The sequence below is a fragment of the uncultured Aquitalea sp. genome (assembly GCF_945957525.1).
In the GTDB taxonomy this organism is placed as follows: Bacteria; Pseudomonadota; Gammaproteobacteria; order Burkholderiales; family Chromobacteriaceae; genus Aquitalea.
On the sequence record NZ_CAMFLA010000010.1, the window covers coordinates 49,333 to 68,932 of the forward strand.

The 19,600-nt window shown below is 60.5% G+C and carries 16 protein-coding genes and 2 tRNA genes; 8 read left to right on the forward strand and 10 right to left on the reverse strand.

Going from position 1 to position 19,600, the window contains the following annotated elements; translation table 11 throughout:
• Window positions 1-198: 198 nt before the first annotated feature.
• On the forward strand, window positions 199-1,758 hold the full coding sequence (locus Q0P52_RS11220) for a PAS domain-containing methyl-accepting chemotaxis protein (protein ID WP_293762386.1): 1,560 nt from the start codon (window positions 199-201) through the stop codon (window positions 1,756-1,758).
• Between the two features lie 382 nt (window positions 1,759-2,140).
• Window positions 2,141-2,437, forward strand: coding sequence for a hypothetical protein (locus Q0P52_RS11225; protein ID WP_293762384.1), 297 nt, complete (start codon window positions 2,141-2,143; stop codon window positions 2,435-2,437).
• 81 nt (window positions 2,438-2,518) lie between these two features.
• On the opposite strand, the gene Q0P52_RS11230 is transcribed toward Q0P52_RS11225, so the two are convergent.
• The 9 genes from Q0P52_RS11230 to Q0P52_RS11270 all read right to left on the reverse strand — a co-directional run bounded on the left by Q0P52_RS11230 (window position 2,519) and on the right by Q0P52_RS11270 (window position 13,388).
• The gene (locus Q0P52_RS11230) at window positions 2,519-3,487 is read right to left on the reverse strand and encodes a fimbrial protein (protein ID WP_293762381.1); all 969 of its coding nucleotides are present in this window, start codon (window positions 3,485-3,487) and stop codon (window positions 2,519-2,521) included.
• Window positions 3,488-3,534: 47 nt separating this feature from the next.
• Entirely contained in the window at window positions 3,535-6,111 is a 2,577-nt protein-coding gene (locus Q0P52_RS11235; RefSeq protein WP_293762378.1) for a fimbria/pilus outer membrane usher protein, read from the reverse strand.
• Between the two features lie 68 nt (window positions 6,112-6,179).
• Window positions 6,180-6,932: a fimbria/pilus periplasmic chaperone gene (locus Q0P52_RS11240; protein ID WP_293762376.1), complete on the reverse strand. Its 753-nt coding sequence runs from the start codon at window positions 6,930-6,932 to the stop codon at window positions 6,180-6,182.
• 69 nt (window positions 6,933-7,001) lie between these two features.
• On the reverse strand, window positions 7,002-7,529 hold the full coding sequence (locus Q0P52_RS11245; RefSeq protein WP_293762374.1) for a fimbrial protein: 528 nt from the start codon (window positions 7,527-7,529) through the stop codon (window positions 7,002-7,004).
• Window positions 7,530-8,295: 766 nt separating this feature from the next.
• Window positions 8,296-8,372: transfer RNA gene (locus tag Q0P52_RS11250), tRNA-Met, on the reverse strand.
• A 372-nt stretch (window positions 8,373-8,744) separates the two neighbouring features.
• Window positions 8,745-9,359: a VC0807 family protein gene (locus Q0P52_RS11255; RefSeq protein WP_293762369.1), complete on the reverse strand. Its 615-nt coding sequence runs from the start codon at window positions 9,357-9,359 to the stop codon at window positions 8,745-8,747.
• Between the two features lie 132 nt (window positions 9,360-9,491).
• The gene (locus Q0P52_RS11260; protein ID WP_293762367.1) at window positions 9,492-9,677 is read right to left on the reverse strand and encodes a hypothetical protein; all 186 of its coding nucleotides are present in this window, start codon (window positions 9,675-9,677) and stop codon (window positions 9,492-9,494) included.
• Window positions 9,678-9,915: 238 nt separating this feature from the next.
• Window positions 9,916-11,976, reverse strand: a complete 2,061-nt coding sequence (metG, locus tag Q0P52_RS11265) for a methionine--tRNA ligase (protein ID WP_293762365.1) — start codon at window positions 11,974-11,976, stop codon at window positions 9,916-9,918.
• A gap of 164 nt (window positions 11,977-12,140) precedes the next feature.
• On the reverse strand, window positions 12,141-13,388 hold the full coding sequence (locus tag Q0P52_RS11270) for an MFS transporter (RefSeq protein WP_293762363.1): 1,248 nt from the start codon (window positions 13,386-13,388) through the stop codon (window positions 12,141-12,143).
• Between the two features lie 341 nt (window positions 13,389-13,729).
• Between Q0P52_RS11270 and apbC the strand changes: the two genes are divergently transcribed.
• From apbC to Q0P52_RS11290, 4 genes are read left to right on the forward strand one after another with little or no spacing between them, the layout of a single operon-like run.
• The gene (gene apbC, locus Q0P52_RS11275) at window positions 13,730-14,884 is read left to right on the forward strand and encodes an iron-sulfur cluster carrier protein ApbC (RefSeq protein WP_293762360.1); all 1,155 of its coding nucleotides are present in this window, start codon (window positions 13,730-13,732) and stop codon (window positions 14,882-14,884) included.
• 10 nt (window positions 14,885-14,894) lie between these two features.
• Entirely contained in the window at window positions 14,895-15,680 is a 786-nt protein-coding gene (murI, locus tag Q0P52_RS11280) for a glutamate racemase (protein ID WP_293762358.1), read from the forward strand.
• On the forward strand, window positions 15,677-16,129 hold the full coding sequence (locus Q0P52_RS11285) for a ribonuclease domain-containing protein (protein WP_293762356.1): 453 nt from the start codon (window positions 15,677-15,679) through the stop codon (window positions 16,127-16,129). Before murI ends, Q0P52_RS11285 begins: the two co-directional genes overlap by 4 nt.
• Window positions 16,120-16,398 carry a barstar family protein gene (locus tag Q0P52_RS11290; protein ID WP_293762354.1) on the forward strand — a complete coding sequence of 93 codons (279 nt, stop codon included), beginning with the start codon at window positions 16,120-16,122 and terminating at the stop codon, window positions 16,396-16,398. Before Q0P52_RS11285 ends, Q0P52_RS11290 begins: the two co-directional genes overlap by 10 nt.
• A 117-nt stretch (window positions 16,399-16,515) precedes the next feature.
• On the opposite strand, the gene Q0P52_RS11295 is transcribed toward Q0P52_RS11290, so the two are convergent.
• On the reverse strand, window positions 16,516-17,667 hold the full coding sequence (locus Q0P52_RS11295) for a pyridoxal phosphate-dependent aminotransferase (protein WP_293762352.1): 1,152 nt from the start codon (window positions 17,665-17,667) through the stop codon (window positions 16,516-16,518).
• A 436-nt stretch (window positions 17,668-18,103) separates the two neighbouring features.
• On the opposite strand from Q0P52_RS11295, the gene Q0P52_RS11300 reads away from it, so the two are divergent.
• Together Q0P52_RS11300 and Q0P52_RS11305 are read left to right on the forward strand one after the other, a co-directional pair.
• The gene (locus tag Q0P52_RS11300) at window positions 18,104-19,333 is read left to right on the forward strand and encodes a dicarboxylate/amino acid:cation symporter (protein ID WP_293762349.1); all 1,230 of its coding nucleotides are present in this window, start codon (window positions 18,104-18,106) and stop codon (window positions 19,331-19,333) included.
• A 76-nt stretch (window positions 19,334-19,409) separates the two neighbouring features.
• Window positions 19,410-19,499: transfer RNA gene (locus Q0P52_RS11305), tRNA-Ser, on the forward strand.
• The last annotated feature ends 101 nt before the right edge of the window (window positions 19,500-19,600 follow it).

A 19,600-nucleotide genomic window follows, 5' to 3' on the forward strand; every position in this document is an offset into this window, starting at 1 on the left:
AGCATAAAGCACTGTCGCGGCGGCGCTGGCGCGTTAGACCATTCTTGATGACAAGCAGGTGAAATTCTTCTGTCGCTTGATCCGGATCATGCTTCCGTCCACCCGCTGTGCGTAAAGTGCATCGTGAAAATAATTCAAACCAGTACTTTTAACTGAACACGGCATCGCGGGAGCCTAGATTTGAAGAAAAACTTACCAGTGACGGGCATCGAGACCCCGTTCACTCAGGGGCTTATTGTCACCAGAACCGACCTCAAGGGGGTCATCACCCACGCTAACGATGCTTTCGTCGCCATTTCGGGTTTCTCGCGCGAAGAACTGCTGGGCAGTAGTCACAATGTCGTCCGCCACCCGGACATGCCGCCTGTGCTGTTTGAAGACTTGTGGCGCACGGTCAAGGCCAATAGGCCTTGGCGCGGGCTGGTCAAGAATCGTTGCAAGAACGGCAATCATTACTGGGTGGACGCATTTGTCGTACCCGTGCGGCAAAGCGGCGCCACGCTCGGGTATATGTCGGTTCGCACCCCCGCCAGCCGCCAGGCTATCCAGGAGGCCGAAGCGTTATACCCGCGCCTGATGGCCGGCGAACGCTTCCACCCACCCAAGCTGCAAGGCTGGGCGGAGAGCCGCATCAGAACAGCAACCGCCGCGCTCACCGCGCTGGTTCTGGCAGCCAACGCCGCCTTGCATCCGGATGCATTGGGGCTATGTCTGAACCTTGCCGGGCTGGCAGGGCTGGCCGGCTGGTTTGCCTATGAAAGCCATCTGCGCCAGCGTCAACGCGATCTGCTGGACGCTTGCGAAGCCATCGCCGAAGGGCATCTGGAAAATACGCTGTCTATTCAGAAGGCCGGCGACTCCGGCCGGCTGGAAAGCACGCTGGCCTATATGCAGGTGCACCTGAAGGTGGTGATCGACGAGCTGCAAATGACCGCGCGCGCGCTCAACGAAGACGGCAAGCAATTGCGCGCCTCCATGCAAGGCTTGCACGAGCAGATGGATGCCGGCAACCAGAGCGTGGAACAAATGAGCGCCGCCATCGAACAGTTGTCCACCTCCATCGAACAGGTGGCGCAGGGTGCGGTACGCAGCGCCGAGCTGAGCGTTGCCTCCCGCCAGACCATCGAACAAAGTACGGAAGACATGTCGCTTGCCTACCGGCAGAGCCAGGAAGCCACGCAAACCGTACTTAGCGCGGAAAACATCATCAACTCGCTGTCGGACGCCATCTCCGGCATCAGTCAGGTGACGCAAACCATTCACGACATCGCAGAGCAAACCAATCTGCTGGCGCTCAACGCCGCCATTGAAGCCGCGCGGGCCGGCGAGCAAGGCCGGGGCTTTGCCGTGGTGGCCGACGAGGTGCGCAAGTTGGCCGAACGCACCAGCAGCAGCACGGGTGAGATCAACCGCCTGGTGGGCAATGTGCACAGGGCATCGGAGGAAGCGGTACAGACCATGCACCAGGTCAGCCAGGAAACCCGCACCGGTAGCGAGGCCCAGCAGCGCACATCGGAACGACTGGTGGATATCCGCAATGCAGCGCAATCCGTCAGCGACACCATGCAGGAGCTGGCCGGCACCAATGCCCAGCAGTCCGCCACGGCGGCGCATCTGGCCGAACGCATGAATAGCATCGCCAACCAGCTGGAGGAGTCTCACCAGCACATTCAGGAAGCCAATCACAGCATCGCGCGCTTCAGTGATACGGCCAATTCGCTGGCAGAGCTGGCGGATCATTTTCATCTGCACGCCTGATATCGCGCTTGCAGCCCCTTGCCAACGGCAAGGGGCTTTTTCTTTGCCTCTGAGGCCACCAGCGCAACACCCATTTCCGACCGCATCTGACGGCTTGTAGTTATTACAGCCATTCAGACTGCACATGGATAAACGCGGGAATGGCAGCTATCCGGCCAGATCAGCCGCTTGGCATGCCGTCAGCCCTTCCATTTACTAATTGATAAGAAAATGTGTTTAATAATTCAATTATTTGCAATGTTGATATTATCAATGCGGATGACTACACTTCAAAATCATAAACAGTTGAAAATTACAACTTCAATTTTAAACCATTTGATTTCAGCGTAAGCTTTGCTGTCCGCCACACTTGCCCGGCGACAGCGCGGCAGGGAGGTTCGACATGAAAAAGGCAATCATCATTCTGGCTGGCGTTGCAGCACTGTACGGTGCCCCCTCGCTGGCGGCCGAAGGCGGCACAATCAGCTTCACCGGCACCATCGTCAAAGAGCCGTGCGCTCAAGCCGGCAATACGCTGGTGAGTTATGCCACCCAGCCGCGTCTTTACGCGGCCGCGCGCAAGGTAAGCTCCGGTCCTTCCTGCTCCGGCATGGACAATACCCAGTCGCTGACCCTGTCCGCACTGAGCATGAACACGACGACAAGCAGCGGCCAGGTGGTGACAGTGGTCTACAACTGATAGCCCGCGCCCCACGACAAAAGCCTTCGGCCAACCATTAAGGTTGGCCGAAGGCTTTTGACTTTCTGATGCTGCCCGGCGCTACTGGTAGAGCATATCTATTGTCACCACGGACTGCAGCGTACCCGGTACCACAGTGGTGGTGCGCATGTACTCCACATACACCGGCAGTTGCGCCGACTGTGACTGAATGTTCACCACTCGCGTATTGTTTGTCTGATTGGCGCCGATATTCTGGCCATCCGAAACACTAGCCAGATTGATCGCCACCCCCTTGGCGGTGCCACCGCTATTGGCAAACAACACCGGATTATTGCTGTCCGCCGTGCCGCTGAAACGGAAGGTGGCGGTGTAAATGCTGCTGGAGCAGTTGGACGCCGAGATAGTGAAGTACGTCCGCGCCATGGTGCTGCCCACTGCAGCAAACTGCGCGCTGCCTACCGTCGGCAAATTCACCACGCGGTTCTTGTCCGCCGCGCTCAAGTCGCAAGTGCCGCCGGGCGTAAAAGTGACCGATCCGTTGATCCACTGGTTGAAATTGATGCCCTGTGCGGCATTGATGCCGCCTACCCCGTCTAGCTGGAATACCGAGTAATTGTTGATACTGGAGGTGCCGCTTGTGGGCGCACCGCTGGTTTTCAACAATACGATGGAGTACTGCAGCGTGGTGGTCACCGAGCCGCCGGCCGGCACATAGATGTTGGTGTTCACCGCGCCACTGCTTTGGGTAATGGTCTGCCCATTGAAAATGATGCCGATCTGCAAGCCGGGCGCCAGCGTGGCGTTTTTCGGGTTTACCCAGAAATACACGTTTTCGCCGATACTCTGCGAGCAATACAGCGCCAGGTTTTGCAGCGGCGATTGCCAGATGATGGTATTGACCGGCGCCGTGGCGGACACGTACAAATTGCCCGGCAAGTTGAAGGTGGAGGTGACGTTGCCGCTGCTGCTGTTACCGTTCCAGCACCCCAGCGCGTGGCTGGTGACCGGGAAGGCCAGCATCAGGGCCAGCAGCCAGCCGTAGAGTCGATTCATGGTGTTCTTGCTCATGTCTTGTCGCTTTCCAGACCGCTCGCCACCGGCGGCGGTCTTTGCTGTCAGAGGGGCTGGCAGACGGCGTCCGTCTGCATATAGCCATTGCCGATCTTCTGCTGCGGCAGCTGGTAGCTGAAGCGGCATTGCTGATCCTTGCCCTGGCCCCAGCTCACCGACAAGGGCTTGCCTTCCATGCCGCGCAGGAACGCGCGACCACCCTGCCCCACCATGGTCAGCGAATCATTGCCCTCGCCGCTGATGTTGGCGCCCACCGGCAGTTGCCCGCCGTCCGCCTTGCGCAGCGTCACGATCACCGGCTTGCCCTGCTGCACGCCGAATTTCATCATCACGATCGCCCCGGCGCGCGGCGCGTCCAGCTGGGTGCTTTCCTGCAGCTCCACATCCTGGCTCATGCCCTTCGGGTCCAGCGTGATTTCGTTCTGACGGTAAGGCATCAGCGTAGACACCACCGCATAGCCGGACTTGTTCACCCGCACGCCGTTGGTGTTGCTCACCGCTGCGCCCTCGGCACCCGGCGCTTCCACGACGGCGAACGACTCGCCCAACGACTGCGCCGCGGTAATGCCGCCTGGATGGAATACCAGCGCGCCGGTAATGCCCGCATTCACCTGCGAGGTGGAACCGGTGCTGCTGCCGCCGGCGGTAAAGGTGGCAACCGACGTAGCGTACTGCACGCTGCCGCCTCCGCCGTTGCTGCTATTGCCGTTGCCGTCGCGGTTGGTATTGGCGTAAACGTTGTAGCTCAGGTTGTGCAATTCGCCGGTGGTGCCGCTCAGGTTCACCTGGGCATTGCTGCTGTGATCGCTGTTGCTGGTATAGCTGGAGCTCAGCAGCGGCGAGTAAGGCTCGCGGCCCAGCGGAATCGACACGCTGACCGTGTACTGATTGACGTTGCGACCCTGAGCGTCGTGGGTACGGCCCGCCGACAGGCTGTAGTTCATCCACTTCAGGCTGTTGTTGTAGCCCACCTGGTAGGTGAGATCCCGGCCGGTCTGGTTCCAATAGTCCTGAGTGGAGGCCGTCAGGTACAGGTGACCCATGCGCTCGCCCAGCGGTTGATCCACGTTCAGCTGGAAGCGGTTCTTGGCGCGATAGACGATGCCCACCTGATTGACCAGGTTGGTGTAGTCGCGAAACTCCAGATAGCCGGCGGTAGAGTAGCGATAAGCCGCCACCGTGAAGTTGGTGCGCGTCATCTCCATCAGCTTGCTGTAGGTAACGCGGTAGCTCTGACCGTTCATGTCGCGGCCGCCGTCCGAGTTGTACGGCAGGTTACTGGCCCAGGACTGGGTAATGTCCAGCGCCAGCGCGCCCAGCGGCGTATTGACGCCGGCCCCGAACAGCCCGGCCTGGTAATGATCGGCCGCGATCGCGCCGCCATACAGCGTGACGCTATTGCTGATGCCGCGCTGATAGGTGGCCTGCAGGAAGTCCGGATGGTCGCGCAGCGTGCTGTCACGCCATTGGCCGGCGGTAACGGAGTAACGCGACTGCCCGGCGCGCAGCAATTGCGGCACGGCGGCGTAAGGCACCAGGAATTTGCGCACCCGGCCATCCGCCTCGGTCACCGTCACCTCCAGATCGCCGGCGGAACCGGTGTTGTAGAGGTCGTCGATGCTGAACTCGCCCGGCGGCACCACGTTTTCGTAAATCAGATTGCCGTTCTGGCGAACCGACACCTTGGCGTTGGTCTCCGCCACGCCATGCACCACCGGCGCATAGCCCTGCTGCGACTCCGGCAGCATCCGGTCATCGGAATTCAGCTGCGCGCCGCGAAAGGGCACGCTGCTAAAGAGTTCAGACGGCGTGAAATAGTCGCCCAGCGTCAGTACCGAGCGCCAGTCGGTGATGTCGCGCTGCGCGTATACCGAGGTGGTCTGATACTGGTTCTGGCTGTTGCCCTTATTGTTGTCCTGGCGCGTGACGGACCCGTTGTAGCGGAAGCGCCAGAGACCGATGTTGAGGCCGGCGTTGGCGCCAACGTAATACTGTGTGGCCTTGCCCGAGGCGCCGTTGTCGTAGCGGTAAGCGTTGGCGTTGTAGTTGAGGAAACCGGCAAAAGGCGCGCCTGCGTCCCAGTATTGCGGGTCGACATAGCCACGGGCATGAGCGCGCAGATACTTCTGCGGCAAGCTCACGTCCAGTCGCAAGTCAGCGCTGTTGAAAGCCGAGTAAGCGCCCGGCACGACGGTCGCGATATCCACGCACTCGCCGGGTTGATCGCGCCTAGGCGCAGCCACGTCCTTCAGCTTGCTGAAATCCACGCCCATCTCATCCAGCATGGCGCGGCTGAAACAGGCTTGCACCTTGCGCTCGCCCATGTCCTTGAGCAGCACGTCGCGGCGTCCCACCCAGCTGTCGTTGACGAATACGTCGGCGCGGTATTGGCCCGGGAAGGCACTGCCCGCCTGACTGAAGCGGGACAGATCCACCGGCTGGCCGCCGGAATTCTGGTCGATGAACACCGGATTGAACTGAACGTTGTTCAGGGCTACGTCATTCATGGCCAGCATGTCGGCCGAAGTGGCATCCGCCAGTGCGGCTGCGCTGCCGAACAAACCGCACACCATCAGGCTGAGCCGGGTCGCGACCCAGCGGCGTCCGGGCTGTCGTGTCATGTCTTGTTTCATGGCGAGATCAGTCCTGCAAGGGCGCGAGCGGCTCCTGGCCGCTATCGCCGGAATCATCAAGGCGCAAGCGTCACGTCGTGCACGACTGCCGCGCCATAGTCGTTGATGCTTTCATAACGCAGCTTCAGCGCGCCGTCGGGCCGGTTTTTCAGGTCCTTGAGCGAGAAGTCATGGCTGCCGCCAGGCGGCACCATGCCGCTGTCGGACTCGTACTCGCGACCGCCCGCGCTTAGCAAGGCGCGATTGAGCGATACGTGGTAGGCCGAGGCGTTTTCAGCATGCAAGAGATAGCCCTTGCCGGCGGTTTGCGGCTTGAGGCTCCAGCGCAGCTTGTCAGCTGCATCATCGGACGTGCCGACCAGGCCGGTCGGGCGATAGAACAGCTTGATGCGCGAGCGGAAAGCCACTTGCATGAAGTTCTGCTGTTCGCCGGTCGCCTTGGGCAGCGGCGGCACATCCAGCACGTTGAGCCAGAACACCGACTCCTTGTCCTGAGGCAGATCGGCGCCGGTAAAGGTCAAGCGCAGCGTTTGCCCCTTGGCGGGGTCGATGCGGAAAATTGGCGGCATGATGAGGAAAGGCGCATCAGCCGTATTGGGAACAGATTTTTCATTGCCGCGGTCAGCCCACACCTGAACCAGCGAAGGTTCCTTGCCCGGGTTGTTGACCTTCACGGTGACCTCGCGGTCCTCGGCCTTGTACACCACGCGCGTGCCGGAAAGCACTACGCCCGCAGACGCCGAGCCGGCTCCCAGAAGGGAAATGGCCGTCAGCAACACAACTACCCCGTTAACTGCTTTTTTTCTCATTTTTCAACCTGCTTTTATGGGATGGAACCGGTTGGCCGCGCCAGTCATGCGGCCAACCGGACACATCGATTACTGGTAGGTCATCGAGTACTGCACGCTGGTGCTCACGGTACCGGCAGTAGATGCGCCGCCAGTAGCGATGTACTGGGCGTAGTAGTTCATGGTGGCCGCGCCGCTGCTGATCGGGACCAGCTGCGAGTTGGTGTTGGTGGTCACGTTGATGGCCTGGAAGGTGTTGTTCAGCAGCTGGACTTCCACGTTGGTGGCGGAGCCGGAGGCGGTGCTGTTCAGCAGGTTGCCGGTAGCCGGATCAACAGTGGGGCCAACTTCAAAGCGGGTTTGCGCCTTGTTCAGACCAGCCGGGCAGCTGCTCAGGCTGATGGCGAACGGGGTGGCGCCGGCAGTTTGGCCGGCGGTGGCCAGTGCGGCGGTACCGACGGTCGGCAGGGTCACGGTCACGTTCTTGCCGGAAGTGCCGGTGATGGTGCAGGTATTGGCCACGATATTGCCGTTGATGGTGATGGTGCCGTCAGCAGCCATCGCACCAGCGGAGTAAAGGCCCAGCCCGATAACCAGTGCGGATACGATCTTCTTCATTTTGTAAGGCTCCATTGCGATTTGCGTGCCCGAATCCGGGCGGACGTTCAACGATCTGCCGGCCAGCCTGGCGCTGTCTTCGGCAAACTTGCTTGCCAGCCGTCCCAGAGGGTGGCTGCTGGTCAACCTGAGAAAAGATCCTGTAGTCACATCAGAATATTCAACAGATTCTTTAATCAGATTTCAGGTTGTATTTTCAGACAAGTCCGATGCCATTGCAAGTTTAAATGTTTAAATACCTAAAACAAATAATTTAAGATGTGGATACAATGTGTCCGCACCCAAGGCATGAATTGCGAGAAAAGCCAGACAGGACGGGCGTTTTAGAGATATTCCCAGGTCGTGCCATCCCCTGTTGCGCCAGTGCAAATGGGGGCAAAAAAGCCGATTGCAGGACAGTCCAACGCCTGAATCCAGGCTCTATTGGCAGCAGCACGCCGGCCGAACTGACAAAGTTCGACAAGTGACCGACCAGTGGTCAGCTAACGGGAATGAAAGGCAAAGTAGTGCTAATCAGTACAAAAATGCGGCCAGGCTCAAAACAAATGACCGGCAGACACCCAACAAAACAACCAAGCACAGGAGAGGGAAACCGAAGAGAACGCAGGCGAGAAGTGAGAAGCCGCTTGCCGTGCCATGCCCCCAAGCAAAGCAAGAAAACTTCAAAGAGATGAACAGCGACATGAGGCAGCACGCGCGTATTGCGTTTCTGGCGTACAAATGCAAAAAAGCCAACTTCGTGTGAAGTTGGCTTTTTTGTTCTTGCTGGTTGCGGGAGCAGGATTCGAACCTACGACCTTCGGGTTATGAGCCCGACGAGCTACCAGACTGCTCCATCCCGCGTCTGTTCTGTCGCTTGCTGCGTTGCAGCGAGGAATCGAATATTACCCTTGCCTGCCAACCTCGTCAACACATTTATGAAAAATATGCTCAAGTCGATATCGGGGCCGAAAACGAAAACATATTCATTAACATTTAGCCCTCTGCAAGACACAACTTCACAACACCCGGCATCTATAGTTGAACACAGGTTATCGCGAAACGGTTTCGCCCCACGAATCGTTTTCGTCTCTCTTCGGTGTGCTCCAGAGCGGGACATAGCCTGTGTAGTCTGAATCGTGCAGAAACCACGCCGCAAGGCGAGCTTGATACACGTATTCTCCTAAGTGTTCATCACGGAAATTAAGGGCCGCCCAGCGCGGCCCTCTTTTTTTGTCAGGCGGACACCCGGCCGCGCATGGTGCGGCGCATAAGCAGCGTCCCGCCAACAAGCAAGCCGACAAAACCATAGCTGACGATGGGCGACAGCACCAGAAAGCGGTCTGCCGACATATTCCAGGCCATCCAGGCGCGAATCGCGGTTTCCGCCACTAGCCCCACACCCCACAGGCAAGTCATTCTGCGCAAACCCCGACGGAAGATTTCCTGCTCCCACAAAGTATCGAAACGCGTCCGTCCGGCGCTGGACTCCCGCTCCAGGGTGGCCCGGGCCAGATAGAACACCAAGGGTTTGCCGAAGCACAGCGAACCAAGAAACACCAGCCCGATCAGCCCTGATACCAAGGACTCCCGCATCAACAGCATTCGTGCGTCGCCCCCCAGCAGCATGACCAGCAAAGACAGCGCGATGCCGGCCACAACCGTCAGACTCAGGGCATCCACTTTGCGTGTGTGCCACAGTTCCCACAGGCTCCAGACGATGGGCGGCAGCGCTGAAGCGATCAGCCCCCCGCTCTCCCCCCATGACGGCGCAGCCAAACGGTACGCGGCCCACGGCAGGACAAAATTGACGATGATTTCAAGCAGCAGGCGCGGCGACAGTCTCGGCATGAACGTTCCAGCCATCACAAGAGGCGGATCAAAAGGCGGATTGTAATGCAAGGGGTTCGTGGAATGCGAAACCCCGCCGGTTGGCGGGGTTTCTGTTGTGTGGCGAAGGTCCCGTGAGATGGACCGTCCGGATCAGGCAGCAGCGCTGATAAAGGCGTTTGCCGGATAAAACGCGCTGGCAAGACCCAGCACGGAACGGAAGGTTACTTCAAACATCTTGCCTACCTGGCGGATGCTGACCACTTCGTAGTGGATCACATCGCCGCTGTCTTTATGCTCGAGAATGGTGTAACCCGGTTTCAGTTGAGAAATTTTCATTTGATTTCACTTTCTTTGTTGTTGTTTTCATTGCCAGTACGGAAACGATAAAATTGATTCAATGTAAAGATTTACCACGCAATGGACTGATTTGCCAATCATTAGTTCCGATTTGTTTAGCAGAACTCTAGCAGCGGCACATGACAGGTCTGTGAAGCTTTACCGCCATTTACCTTGCGCAATGAAAAACGCCCCGCCGGCAAAACACCGGCGGGGCGTTCTCGCACAAGGGTCGGGCTTAGCCGATGCGCATGCCCGGCACGGCGCCTGCGTCCACGTCCAGCAGGAACAGGCCGCTGCCGTCATCCACGCCGGAGGCGCAAACGATCATGCCTTGCGATACGCCAAAGCGCATCTTGCGCTCGGCAAGGTTGGCCACCACGATCACATGGCGCCCCACCAGCTTTTCCGGTTCCTGATAGGCAGAACGGATGCCGGAGAAGATATTGCGCTGTTCAAAGCCCAGATCCACTGTGAACTGCAATAACTTGTTGGAGCCTTCCACAAACTGGCAGGCCAGCACCTTGCCCACGCGCAGGTCGATCTTGCCGAAATCGTCAATCTTGATGGTCTCGGCCAACGGTTCGTAAGCGGCGGCGGCCGGAGCGTCTTGAGTAGCTTGCATATTCTGTTTGTTCGCTTCGATCAGTTTGTCGATGAGGATGGGGTCGATGCGCTGCATCAGGTGCTGGTAGGGCTTGATCTCCTTGCCCAGCAGCAGGCTGCGGCTGTCGTCCCAGGCCAGCGGGGCAACGTCGAGGAAGGCTTCCACGCCTTCGGCCAACTTGGGCAGCACCGGCTTCAGGTAAATGGTGAGCAGGCGGAAGGCGTTGATCAGCACGGTGCAGACTTCCTGCAGCCGCGCGTCCTGCCCTTCCTGCTTGGCCAACTCCCACGGCTTGTTCGCGTCCACATAGCCGTTTACCACGTCGGCCAGCGCCATCACATCGCGCAGGGCCTTGGCGTATTCGCGGGCTTCAAACGCGGCAGCCAGCTCATCGGCAGCCGCCTGCAGGCGGGACAGGATGTCGGCATCCGCCACGCTGTCGGCCAGTTTGCCGCCGAAGCGCTTGCTGATGAAACCGGCGGAACGGCTGGCGATGTTGACGAACTTGCCCACCAGGTCGGAATTCACACGGGCAACGAAGTCATTGAGATTGAGATCGATGTCTTCGATGCGGCCATTCAGCTTGGCCGCCATGTAATAGCGCATCCATTCCGGATTCAGGCCGCAATCCAGATAGCTCTTGGCCTGGATAAAGGTGCCGCGCGACTTGGACATCTTCTGGCCATCCACGGTGAGGAAGCCGTGGGCGAACACGCCGTTGGGGGCGCGGATGCCGGAATAGTGCAGCATGGCCGGCCAGAACAGCGCATGGAAATACAAGATATCCTTGCCGATGAAGTGGTACATCTCGGCATCGGAGTCCTGCTTGAACCAGGCGTCGAAATCCATGCCGGTGCGATCGCACAAATTCTTGAAGCTGGCCATGTAGCCGATGGGGGCGTCCAGCCAGACATAGAAATACTTGCCCGGGGCATCCGGAATCTCGAAACCGAAATACGGCGCGTCGCGGCTGATGTCCCAATCCTGCAGGCCGCCGCCGATCCACTCGTTCATCTTGTTGAGAGATTCCGGCTGCAAATGCGCCTGGCTGACGCCGTCGGCCCGCACGCTGCTGCCGCTGGTCCAGGCCTTGAGGAAGTCGGCGCATTCGCCCAGACGGAAGAAGTAATGCTCGGAGGTTTTCAGCACCGGCTTGGCGCCGGACACCGCCGAATAGGGGTTCTTCAACTCGGTGGGGTTGTAGGTGGCGCCGCACACTTCACAGTTGTCGCCGTACTGGTCCTTGGCGCCGCACTTGGGGCACTCGCCCTTCACGAAACGGTCCGGCAGGAACATCTGCTTTTCCGGATCAAACAGTTGCTCGATGGTGCGGCAGGCAATCTTGTCGTCGGCGCGCAGCGCCTTGTAGACGCGCTCGGCCAGTTCCTTGTTTTCCGGGCTGTTGGTGCTGTAGTAGTTATCGTGGCCGATGAGGAAGCCCTGCGAATCCGCCACGTGCAATTCACGCACGTTGTTCACCAGCTGTTCCGGAGTGATGCCCTGCTTTTCGGCGGCCAGCATGATGGGCGCGCCGTGGGTGTCATCCGCGCAGACGTAGTAGCACTCGTGGCCGCGCATCTTCTGGAAACGCACCCAGATATCGGTCTGGATCTGTTCCAGCATGTGGCCAAGGTGCAGCCCCGCGTTGGCGTAAGGCAGCGCGCTGGTCACCAGAATCTTGCGTTTGCTCATTGGGAAGTCCCTGTAAACGATCTTGTGCGGGCAGCCGGAACAGCTGCCGAAAGCCCATGATTATAAAGCCGGATGCAGACGCGGTCACGGCAATGGGCGACAAAAAACCTGGCGGAAGACGTCGTCGACATCCTCCAGCCAGGCTTGGCTGGGTCAAGACGGCGTCAGGCGCTTTGCGCGGCCAGTTCGCCCACGGGCTCGGCGCGCTCCGCCATGGCTTGCGGCACAGTGCGGCGCGCCAGCACAACGAACAACAGCGCGGTACACACCGAGGCCACGGCAAAGCCGGCCATGCCGCCCGCCACATAGGCCAGACGGAAGGCTTCGATGCCCACTGCGTAGCCCGCCATCGACAGCATGCTCATGCCGGCCGACACCGTGCCCTTGGCGATATCGGACGCCATCAGGGCAAAACGGTACAGCACGCCAAAGCTCATGCCTTCGCCGAAAGTCATCAGGCTCATGCCCGCCACCATCAGCCATACCGGCTCTTCGGCAAACAGTACGCCGGCCAGCATCAGCGACAGGCCGCCGACGATGGGCAACATGCCGACAAACACCGAACGGCCAAGCGGCCAGCGGTCGGCCAGAAACACCAGCGCCAGATTGCCGGCGATCAGCCCGCCGAACACCGGCAGCTGCATCAGGCCGTAAGCCATGGTGCTCATGCCCAAGTCTTTTACCAAGAGCACCGGCGACAGCGCGATCCAGCCCATCAGCGGCAGCGCCAGCAACGGAATGCACAGCGCGGATTGCACAAAGCGGCTATCGCGCAGCAAGGCGAGGTAAGCACCGCCCATACGCAGCAGCGGGGTCTTGTCGGCGCCGGCTTGCACGGTTTCCGGCATTTTCCACCACAGCCCCACCAAGGACAGGCCGGACAGGGCGGCAATCACCACGAAGCAACTGCGCCACGGCGCAACTTCCACCAGCGCGGCGCCGGCCAGCGGGCCGACCAGCGGCGCAATCAGCGCCACATTGGCCATGAGGGCGGTCACCTTGACGGCGGCCTTCTCTTCAAAGGCCTCCTGCACCGCCGCATAACCCACGGCATTGATAAAGCACAGACCCACACCCTGCAGCACGCGCAGCAGCATGAAGGACTCGATGGAGTTGACCCACCAGGTGGCAAGGCAAGCCAGGGTGAAATACACCACGCCGCCCAGCAACACTGGGCGACGGCCGATGCGGTCGGACAAGGGGCCGGTCAGCCAGGGCAGCAAAGCGCCGCCGATGAGAAAGGCGGTCATGGCGGCAGGCACCCAGGAGGCATCCACCAGAAACTCGCGGGTTACCATCAGCATGGCGGGCTGCACCATGTCGTTGGCGATGTAAACGGAAAATTCGAACAGCACCAGCGCCAGGGGAAACAAGAGGTTGGCGGGACTGAGCACGGCATGACGGGACTGCATGGAGGGTAAAGCCTTTCGTAACCTAAAGATCGTGGCCTGCGGCCTGACGGGGCCGAGCCTGACGCCGCGCAAACGCTATCGCGTCGCGGAAGAAAAAACGATCAATTCTACGCGTCTGCGTCCGGCCCGGCAAGAAAACTCCAGATGAAGCTATTTGGCGAGAGCATGAGCAAGGCCAATAGCCATGCCGGCAGCGCGGGAGTAACATGGCGCATCCGACCGACGGAGAACCGATGCCAAACCGCGACTGAGCGACCTCTGCGGCGGCTTGGCCGGCGCCTGCCAGGACGACCGGCGAAAAACAGATTAAAATAGTCGGGTATTCACCCGGAACACCCACCATGCTTTCCAAATTGACCCAATGGTTCGGCGGCAAGCCGGACTCAGCCAGCGACAATACCGCCATGAACCTGACCGACGCTCAAGTGATCGAGGCCGTCTCCAGCCTGATCGACGACAACACCGGCAAGCCCTACACCGCCGCCAAGGCCGTGCGCAACATCAAGCAGAGCACCGACGCGCTCTCTCTGGACGTGGTGCTGGCCTACCCCGCTAACAGCCAGTTCGACAGCGTGCGCCAGCGCTTCATTGACGCGCTGACACCGTTGGCCGAAGGCCGCCGGGTGGAAGTGACGGTCAGCAGCCAGATCACCAGCCATGCCGCCCAGCGCGGCGTGCCGCTGCTTGACGGTGTGAAAAATATCATCGCCGTGGCGTCCGGCAAGGGCGGCGTGGGCAAATCCACCACCGCCGTCAACCTGGCGCTGGCTTTGGCCGCGGAAGGCGCGCGCGTGGGCATTCTGGACGCCGACATCTACGGGCCGTCGCAACCCTTGATGATGGGCCTGCAAGGCCAACGCCCGGAAACGACGGACGGCAAAAGCCTCAAGCCCATCGAAAATTACGGCATCCAAACCATGTCCATCGGCTATCTGGTGGACACCGACCAGGCCATGGTGTGGCGCGGCCCCATGGTTAGCCAGGCATTGCAGCAGCTGCTCAACGACACCCGCTGGGACAACCTCGACTATCTGGTCATCGACATGCCGCCAGGCACCGGCGACATCCAGCTGACGCTGTCGCAAAAAGTACCGGTTACCGGCGCGCTGATCGTCACCACGCCGCAGGACATCGCCCTTCTGGACGCGCGCAAGGGCGTCACCATGTTCAACAAGGTAGGCGTGCCGATTCTCGGCATGGTGGAAAACATGGCCATTCACGTCTGCAGCCAGTGCGGCCATGCCGAACACATCTTTGGTGAAGGCGGCGCGGCGCGCATGGCGGCGGATTTCGGTGTGGACGTGCTGGGCTCGCTGCCGCTGGACATGGGCATCCGCCTGGCCGTGGACGAAGGCAAGCCCACCGTGGCTGCCGATCCGGATGGCGCCGTGGCCGCGCTCTACAAAGACATCGCCCGCAAGGTGGCGGTGAAAGTGGGCGAGAAGGCGCAGGATTTCTCCAGCAAATTCCCCAAGATCGTCATTCAGAACAACTGATCGCCGCCGCATGATCGCAATGCACGACTCGGGCCTGGGCGGGCTTTCCATCTGGCGCGCGGTGCGCGCCGCCCTGCCCCGCTGGCCCATTACCTATCTGGCCGACCAGGCCTACTGCCCCTACGGCCCGCGCAGTCGGCAGGAGATCATCGACCGCAGCCTGGCCATCGGCCATTACCTGATGAGCCAGGGGGCCACCATTCTGGTGGTGGCCTGCAATACCGCCACCACGGCGGCCATTACCGCCTTGCGGCGCGAGTTGCCCATCCCCATCGTTGGCGTGGAGCCGGCCATCAAACCGGCCGCCGCCGCCAGCCGCACGAGACGCATCGCCGTGCTGGCCACCCAGGCCACGCTGGCCAGCGAGCGGGTGCAAACCTTGCTGGACACCCACGCCAACGGCGTGGAAGTGTTGCGCCGGCCCGGCCACGGCTGGGTGGAACAAGTGGAAGCCGGCGAGCTGGACAGCCCCCTCACCCGCCAAGTGGTGGCCGAGGTGGTATCGCCGCTGCTGGCGCAAAACATCGACCACATCGCACTGGGCTGTACCCATTACCCCTTTCTCGCGCCTTTGATCCGCGAGCTCACCGGCGACGCCATTGCACTCTACGACCCGGCCGAGGCTATCGCTCGCCGTGTGGTGTCGCAGCTGAAACAGCATGCCAGTGACAGCCAGGCCGATCATTGCTACCGTTTCATCACCACCGCCGACGATGCCGGGCCGATGGCGCGCATGCTGCCCATCCTGATCGGTCGACACGACGCGGTGGAATCCCATCCTCTGGAGACGCCATGACACGCCTGCCCGCCCTGATCGCCTCGCTGATGCTGTTTTGCCTGCCATTGACGCCGGCGTTTGCCGCCAGCTGTACAGACGTGGCGGTGGACGTGAACCGGCAAGCCGGCAACCGGCTGGACAACCAAGAACTGGCCAGCGTGATTGCCAGCCTGGGCAAAACCGGTCGCCTGCCGGACAAATTCGTCAGCAAACGCCAAGCCCAGGCCGCCGGCTGGCAGCCCGGCCGCAGCCTGTGGAGCGTGCCGGGCCTGCAGGGCAAGTCCATCGGCGGCGACCGCTTCGGCAATTTCGAAAAACGTTTGCCGAAAGGGCAATGGCAAGAGGCGGACCTGAACTATAAAGGAGGCAAGCGCGGCGCTTACCGCATCGTCTTCTCCCGCGACGGCCAGCGCTTTGTCACCGTCGACCACTACAACCGCTTCATCGAGGTGCCGGCATGCCAATGACCACCTGCCACTTGCAGCACATCGCCACCATCGACCAGTTCTATGATGAACTGACCAAACAGCTCAAGCTGCCGTCGCACTTCGGCCGCAATCTGGACGCGCTGTACGATAGCCTCATCGCCGACGTCAAAGGCCCGTTCGAGCTGGTATGGCGCGAAACCGATGCCTCGCGCCAGTCGCTGGGCATTGATCTCTACTCCACCTTGCTGGAGATTCTGGAATCGGTCGCAGAAGAACGCGGCGACGTGATTCTGGACATCCATCACTAAGAGCCGCCAACCAAGCTTCGCCGCACGCCTGAGCCAAGGCAGGCCCAAGCCGCCGTCCATCTTCCCCCTCCATGCAAAAGGCGCCTTTCGGCGCCTTTGGTGTTTCATGCCCGGCAATCAAGCCAGCTTGCCGATGCGGGCCACCGCTTCGGCCAACCTGTCGATGCCGGTGGTGTAGGCCACCCTGACATAACGCTCCGGCTGATTAAAGCCAAAATCCGCACCCGGCGTTATCGCCACATGCCCCTCTTCCAGCAAGCGCCGGCAATAGGCAAAGCTGTCGTCGGTCACTGCGCTGACATCCGCGTACACATAAAACGCGCCTTCCGGCGCGGCAGGCAAGCGCCAGCCCAGTTGCGGCAAGGCCTGCAGCAGGTAATCACGCCGCCGGCCAAACTCCGCACGCCGCGTTTCCAGCTCGTCCAGCACCTCTGGACTGAAGGCCGCCAATGCTGCGCGCTGCGCCATGGACGGCGGGCACAGAAACAGGTTTTGCGCCAGCCGCAGGGCCGGCTCCACCAACTCCGGCGGCACCACCAGCCAGCCCAACCGCCAGCCGGTCATCTGGAAATATTTGGAAAAACTGTTGATGACGATGGCGTCCGGCGCCACCGACAACGCCGTAGGCGCGTCGCAACCATATGTCAGCCCGTGGTAGATCTCGTCCACGATCAAGGCCCCGCCTCGGACGCGACACGCCTGCGCCAACGCCGCCAGTTCACCAGCGGACAACAAAGTGCCGGTGGGGTTGGCCGGGCTGGCCACCATGGCCGCCACGCTGCGCGGCGTCCATGCCTGCGCCACATCGCTGGCCAGCAACTGGAACCGTTGTTCCGACCCCACAGCCACGCCCAACGGCCGGCCACCAAGCAGGCTGACAAAATGGCGGTTGCACGGATACGTGGGGTCGGCCATCACGACCTCATCGCCCTCGTCCACCAACAGGCTCAACGCAATCTGCAAAGCGCCCGAAGCGCCGGGAGTGACAATCACCCGTTCCGGCGCCACCGCCACACCGTAACGTTGCTGGTAAAAACCGGAGATGGCCTGACGCAGCTCGGGCAAGCCTTGCGCCGCCGTATAAAAAGTATGGCCGTCGCTCAGCGCCTGGCGACCAGCATCCACGATGGCTTGCGGCGTGGGGAAGTCGGGCTCCCCCACTTCCAGATGAATGACGTCATGACCATCGGCCTGCAACTGGCGGGCACGCTCGAGGATGGCCATAACCTGAAAGGGCCCGATATCGCCCATGCGGCTGGAGAGTTTCACTGATGACTTTCTTTGTCCTGGCGACAGCCGGCTGCGGCATTCCGGCAACGCTTTCGCGCCCGCTGTCTGTCTTCTGATCCCGCCTGCCAGTTTACCCCCCGCCCCAGCCCCGCTCCAGTCGGCAAGCCGGCGCGCAGCCTGCGCTTGCCCGCACGGCATGCGGCTTCTCGGCAAGGCGCGCCAGGACAAATCCGAACCGCAGGTTTCGAAAAATGACATTTTAAGGCAGACAGCTTGTCCCACCTTCTCTATAATCACGCCCTTCTTTAGCTCATTGTCTTTTAATAACAATGAGATGCAGAAAAACGGCTCACGATTTCACAGAAAATCAACACAACAACAAAGCCGGTTTCGAATCCAACGGCATCGTTTTCGATCAGACAACACGCCGCGGATTCCTTGACGCTCCCCCTTACAAACACTGCAGAGACACTCTATGAAGTCCAAGAAACTGACTACCTTCATTCTGCTGGGCATGGTGCTGGGCATTCTCACCGGCTATCTGGTGCGCGAACTGGCAGGCACCGAATCCGCCATCAAGTCTTTCGCCGACACCATCTCCATCCTCACCGATATCTTCCTGCGCCTGATCAAGATGATCATCGCCCCGCTGGTATTCTCCACGCTGGTGGTGGGCATCGCCAAAATGGGCGACGGCAAAGCAGTAGGCCGCATCGGCGGCAAAACCATGCTGTGGTTCATCTCCGCCTCGCTGATGTCGCTGACACTGGGTCTGATCATGGTGAACCTGCTGCAACCGGGCGTAGCGCTCAACCTGCCCTTGCCGGACCTGCACGCGGACAGCGGCATCAAGGCCAGCGCCATCTCCCTGAAGGACTTCGTCACTCACGCCATCCCCAAGAGCGTGTTTGAAGCCATGTCCAACAATGAAATCCTGCAAATCGTGGTGTTCTCCGTCTTCTTCGGCAGCGCTATGGCCGTGCTGGGCGACGTGGCCAAGCCGCTGATTCACATCATCGACGTGGTGGCCCACGTGATGCTGAAGGTGACGTCCTATGTGATGAACTTCGCCCCGCTGGCGGTATTCGGCGCCATCGCCGCCACCGTGGCCAAGGAAGGCCTGGGCGTGCTGGGCGTGTACGGCAAATTCATGGCCGAGTTCTACCTGGCCATCGGCGTGCTCTGGCTGCTGCTTATCCTGGCCGGCGCCATGTTTGTCGGCCGCCGCGTCTGGAGGCTGATCGGCATGATGCGCGAACCGCTGCTGCTCTCCTTCACCACCGCCAGCTCCGAAGCCGCCTACCCCAAAACGCTGGAACAACTGGAACGCTTCGGCTGCTCCAACAAGATCGCCAGTTTCGTACTACCCATGGGCTACTCCTTCAACCTGGACGGCTCGATGATGTACTGCACCTTCGCCGTCATCTTCATCGCCCAGGCCTACGGCATCGAGCTGACGCTGGCGCAAGAAGTCACCATGCTGCTTATCCTCATGCTCACCTCCAAGGGCATGGCCGGCGTGCCGCGCGCCTCGCTGGTGGTCATCGCCGCCACGCTGGCGCAATTCAACATTCCGGAAGCCGGCCTCTTGCTGCTGCTGGGCATCGACCACTTCCTGGACATGGGACGCTCCGCCACCAACGTGGTAGGCAACTCCATCGCCACCGCCGTGGTGGCCAAGTGGGAAGGCGAGCTCAAGCACTGAGCGGCGCCGGCAGATTCTCTTCGGCCAACGTCTTGACAGCCGACGGGACCCTGCCTACAATCGCCTGCTCTGAGTCGGAGAGGTGGCAGAGTGGTCGAATGTACCTGACTCGAAATCAGGCGTAGGTGCGAGCCTACCGAGGGTTCGAATCCCTCCCTCTCCGCCAGACCACGCAATTAAGCCCTTGAGAAATCAAGGGCTTTTTTGTTTTCCAATCTCAAGAAATTTACAATTTCTGTCGCAGACTCCCTTCTACAAAACGCATTT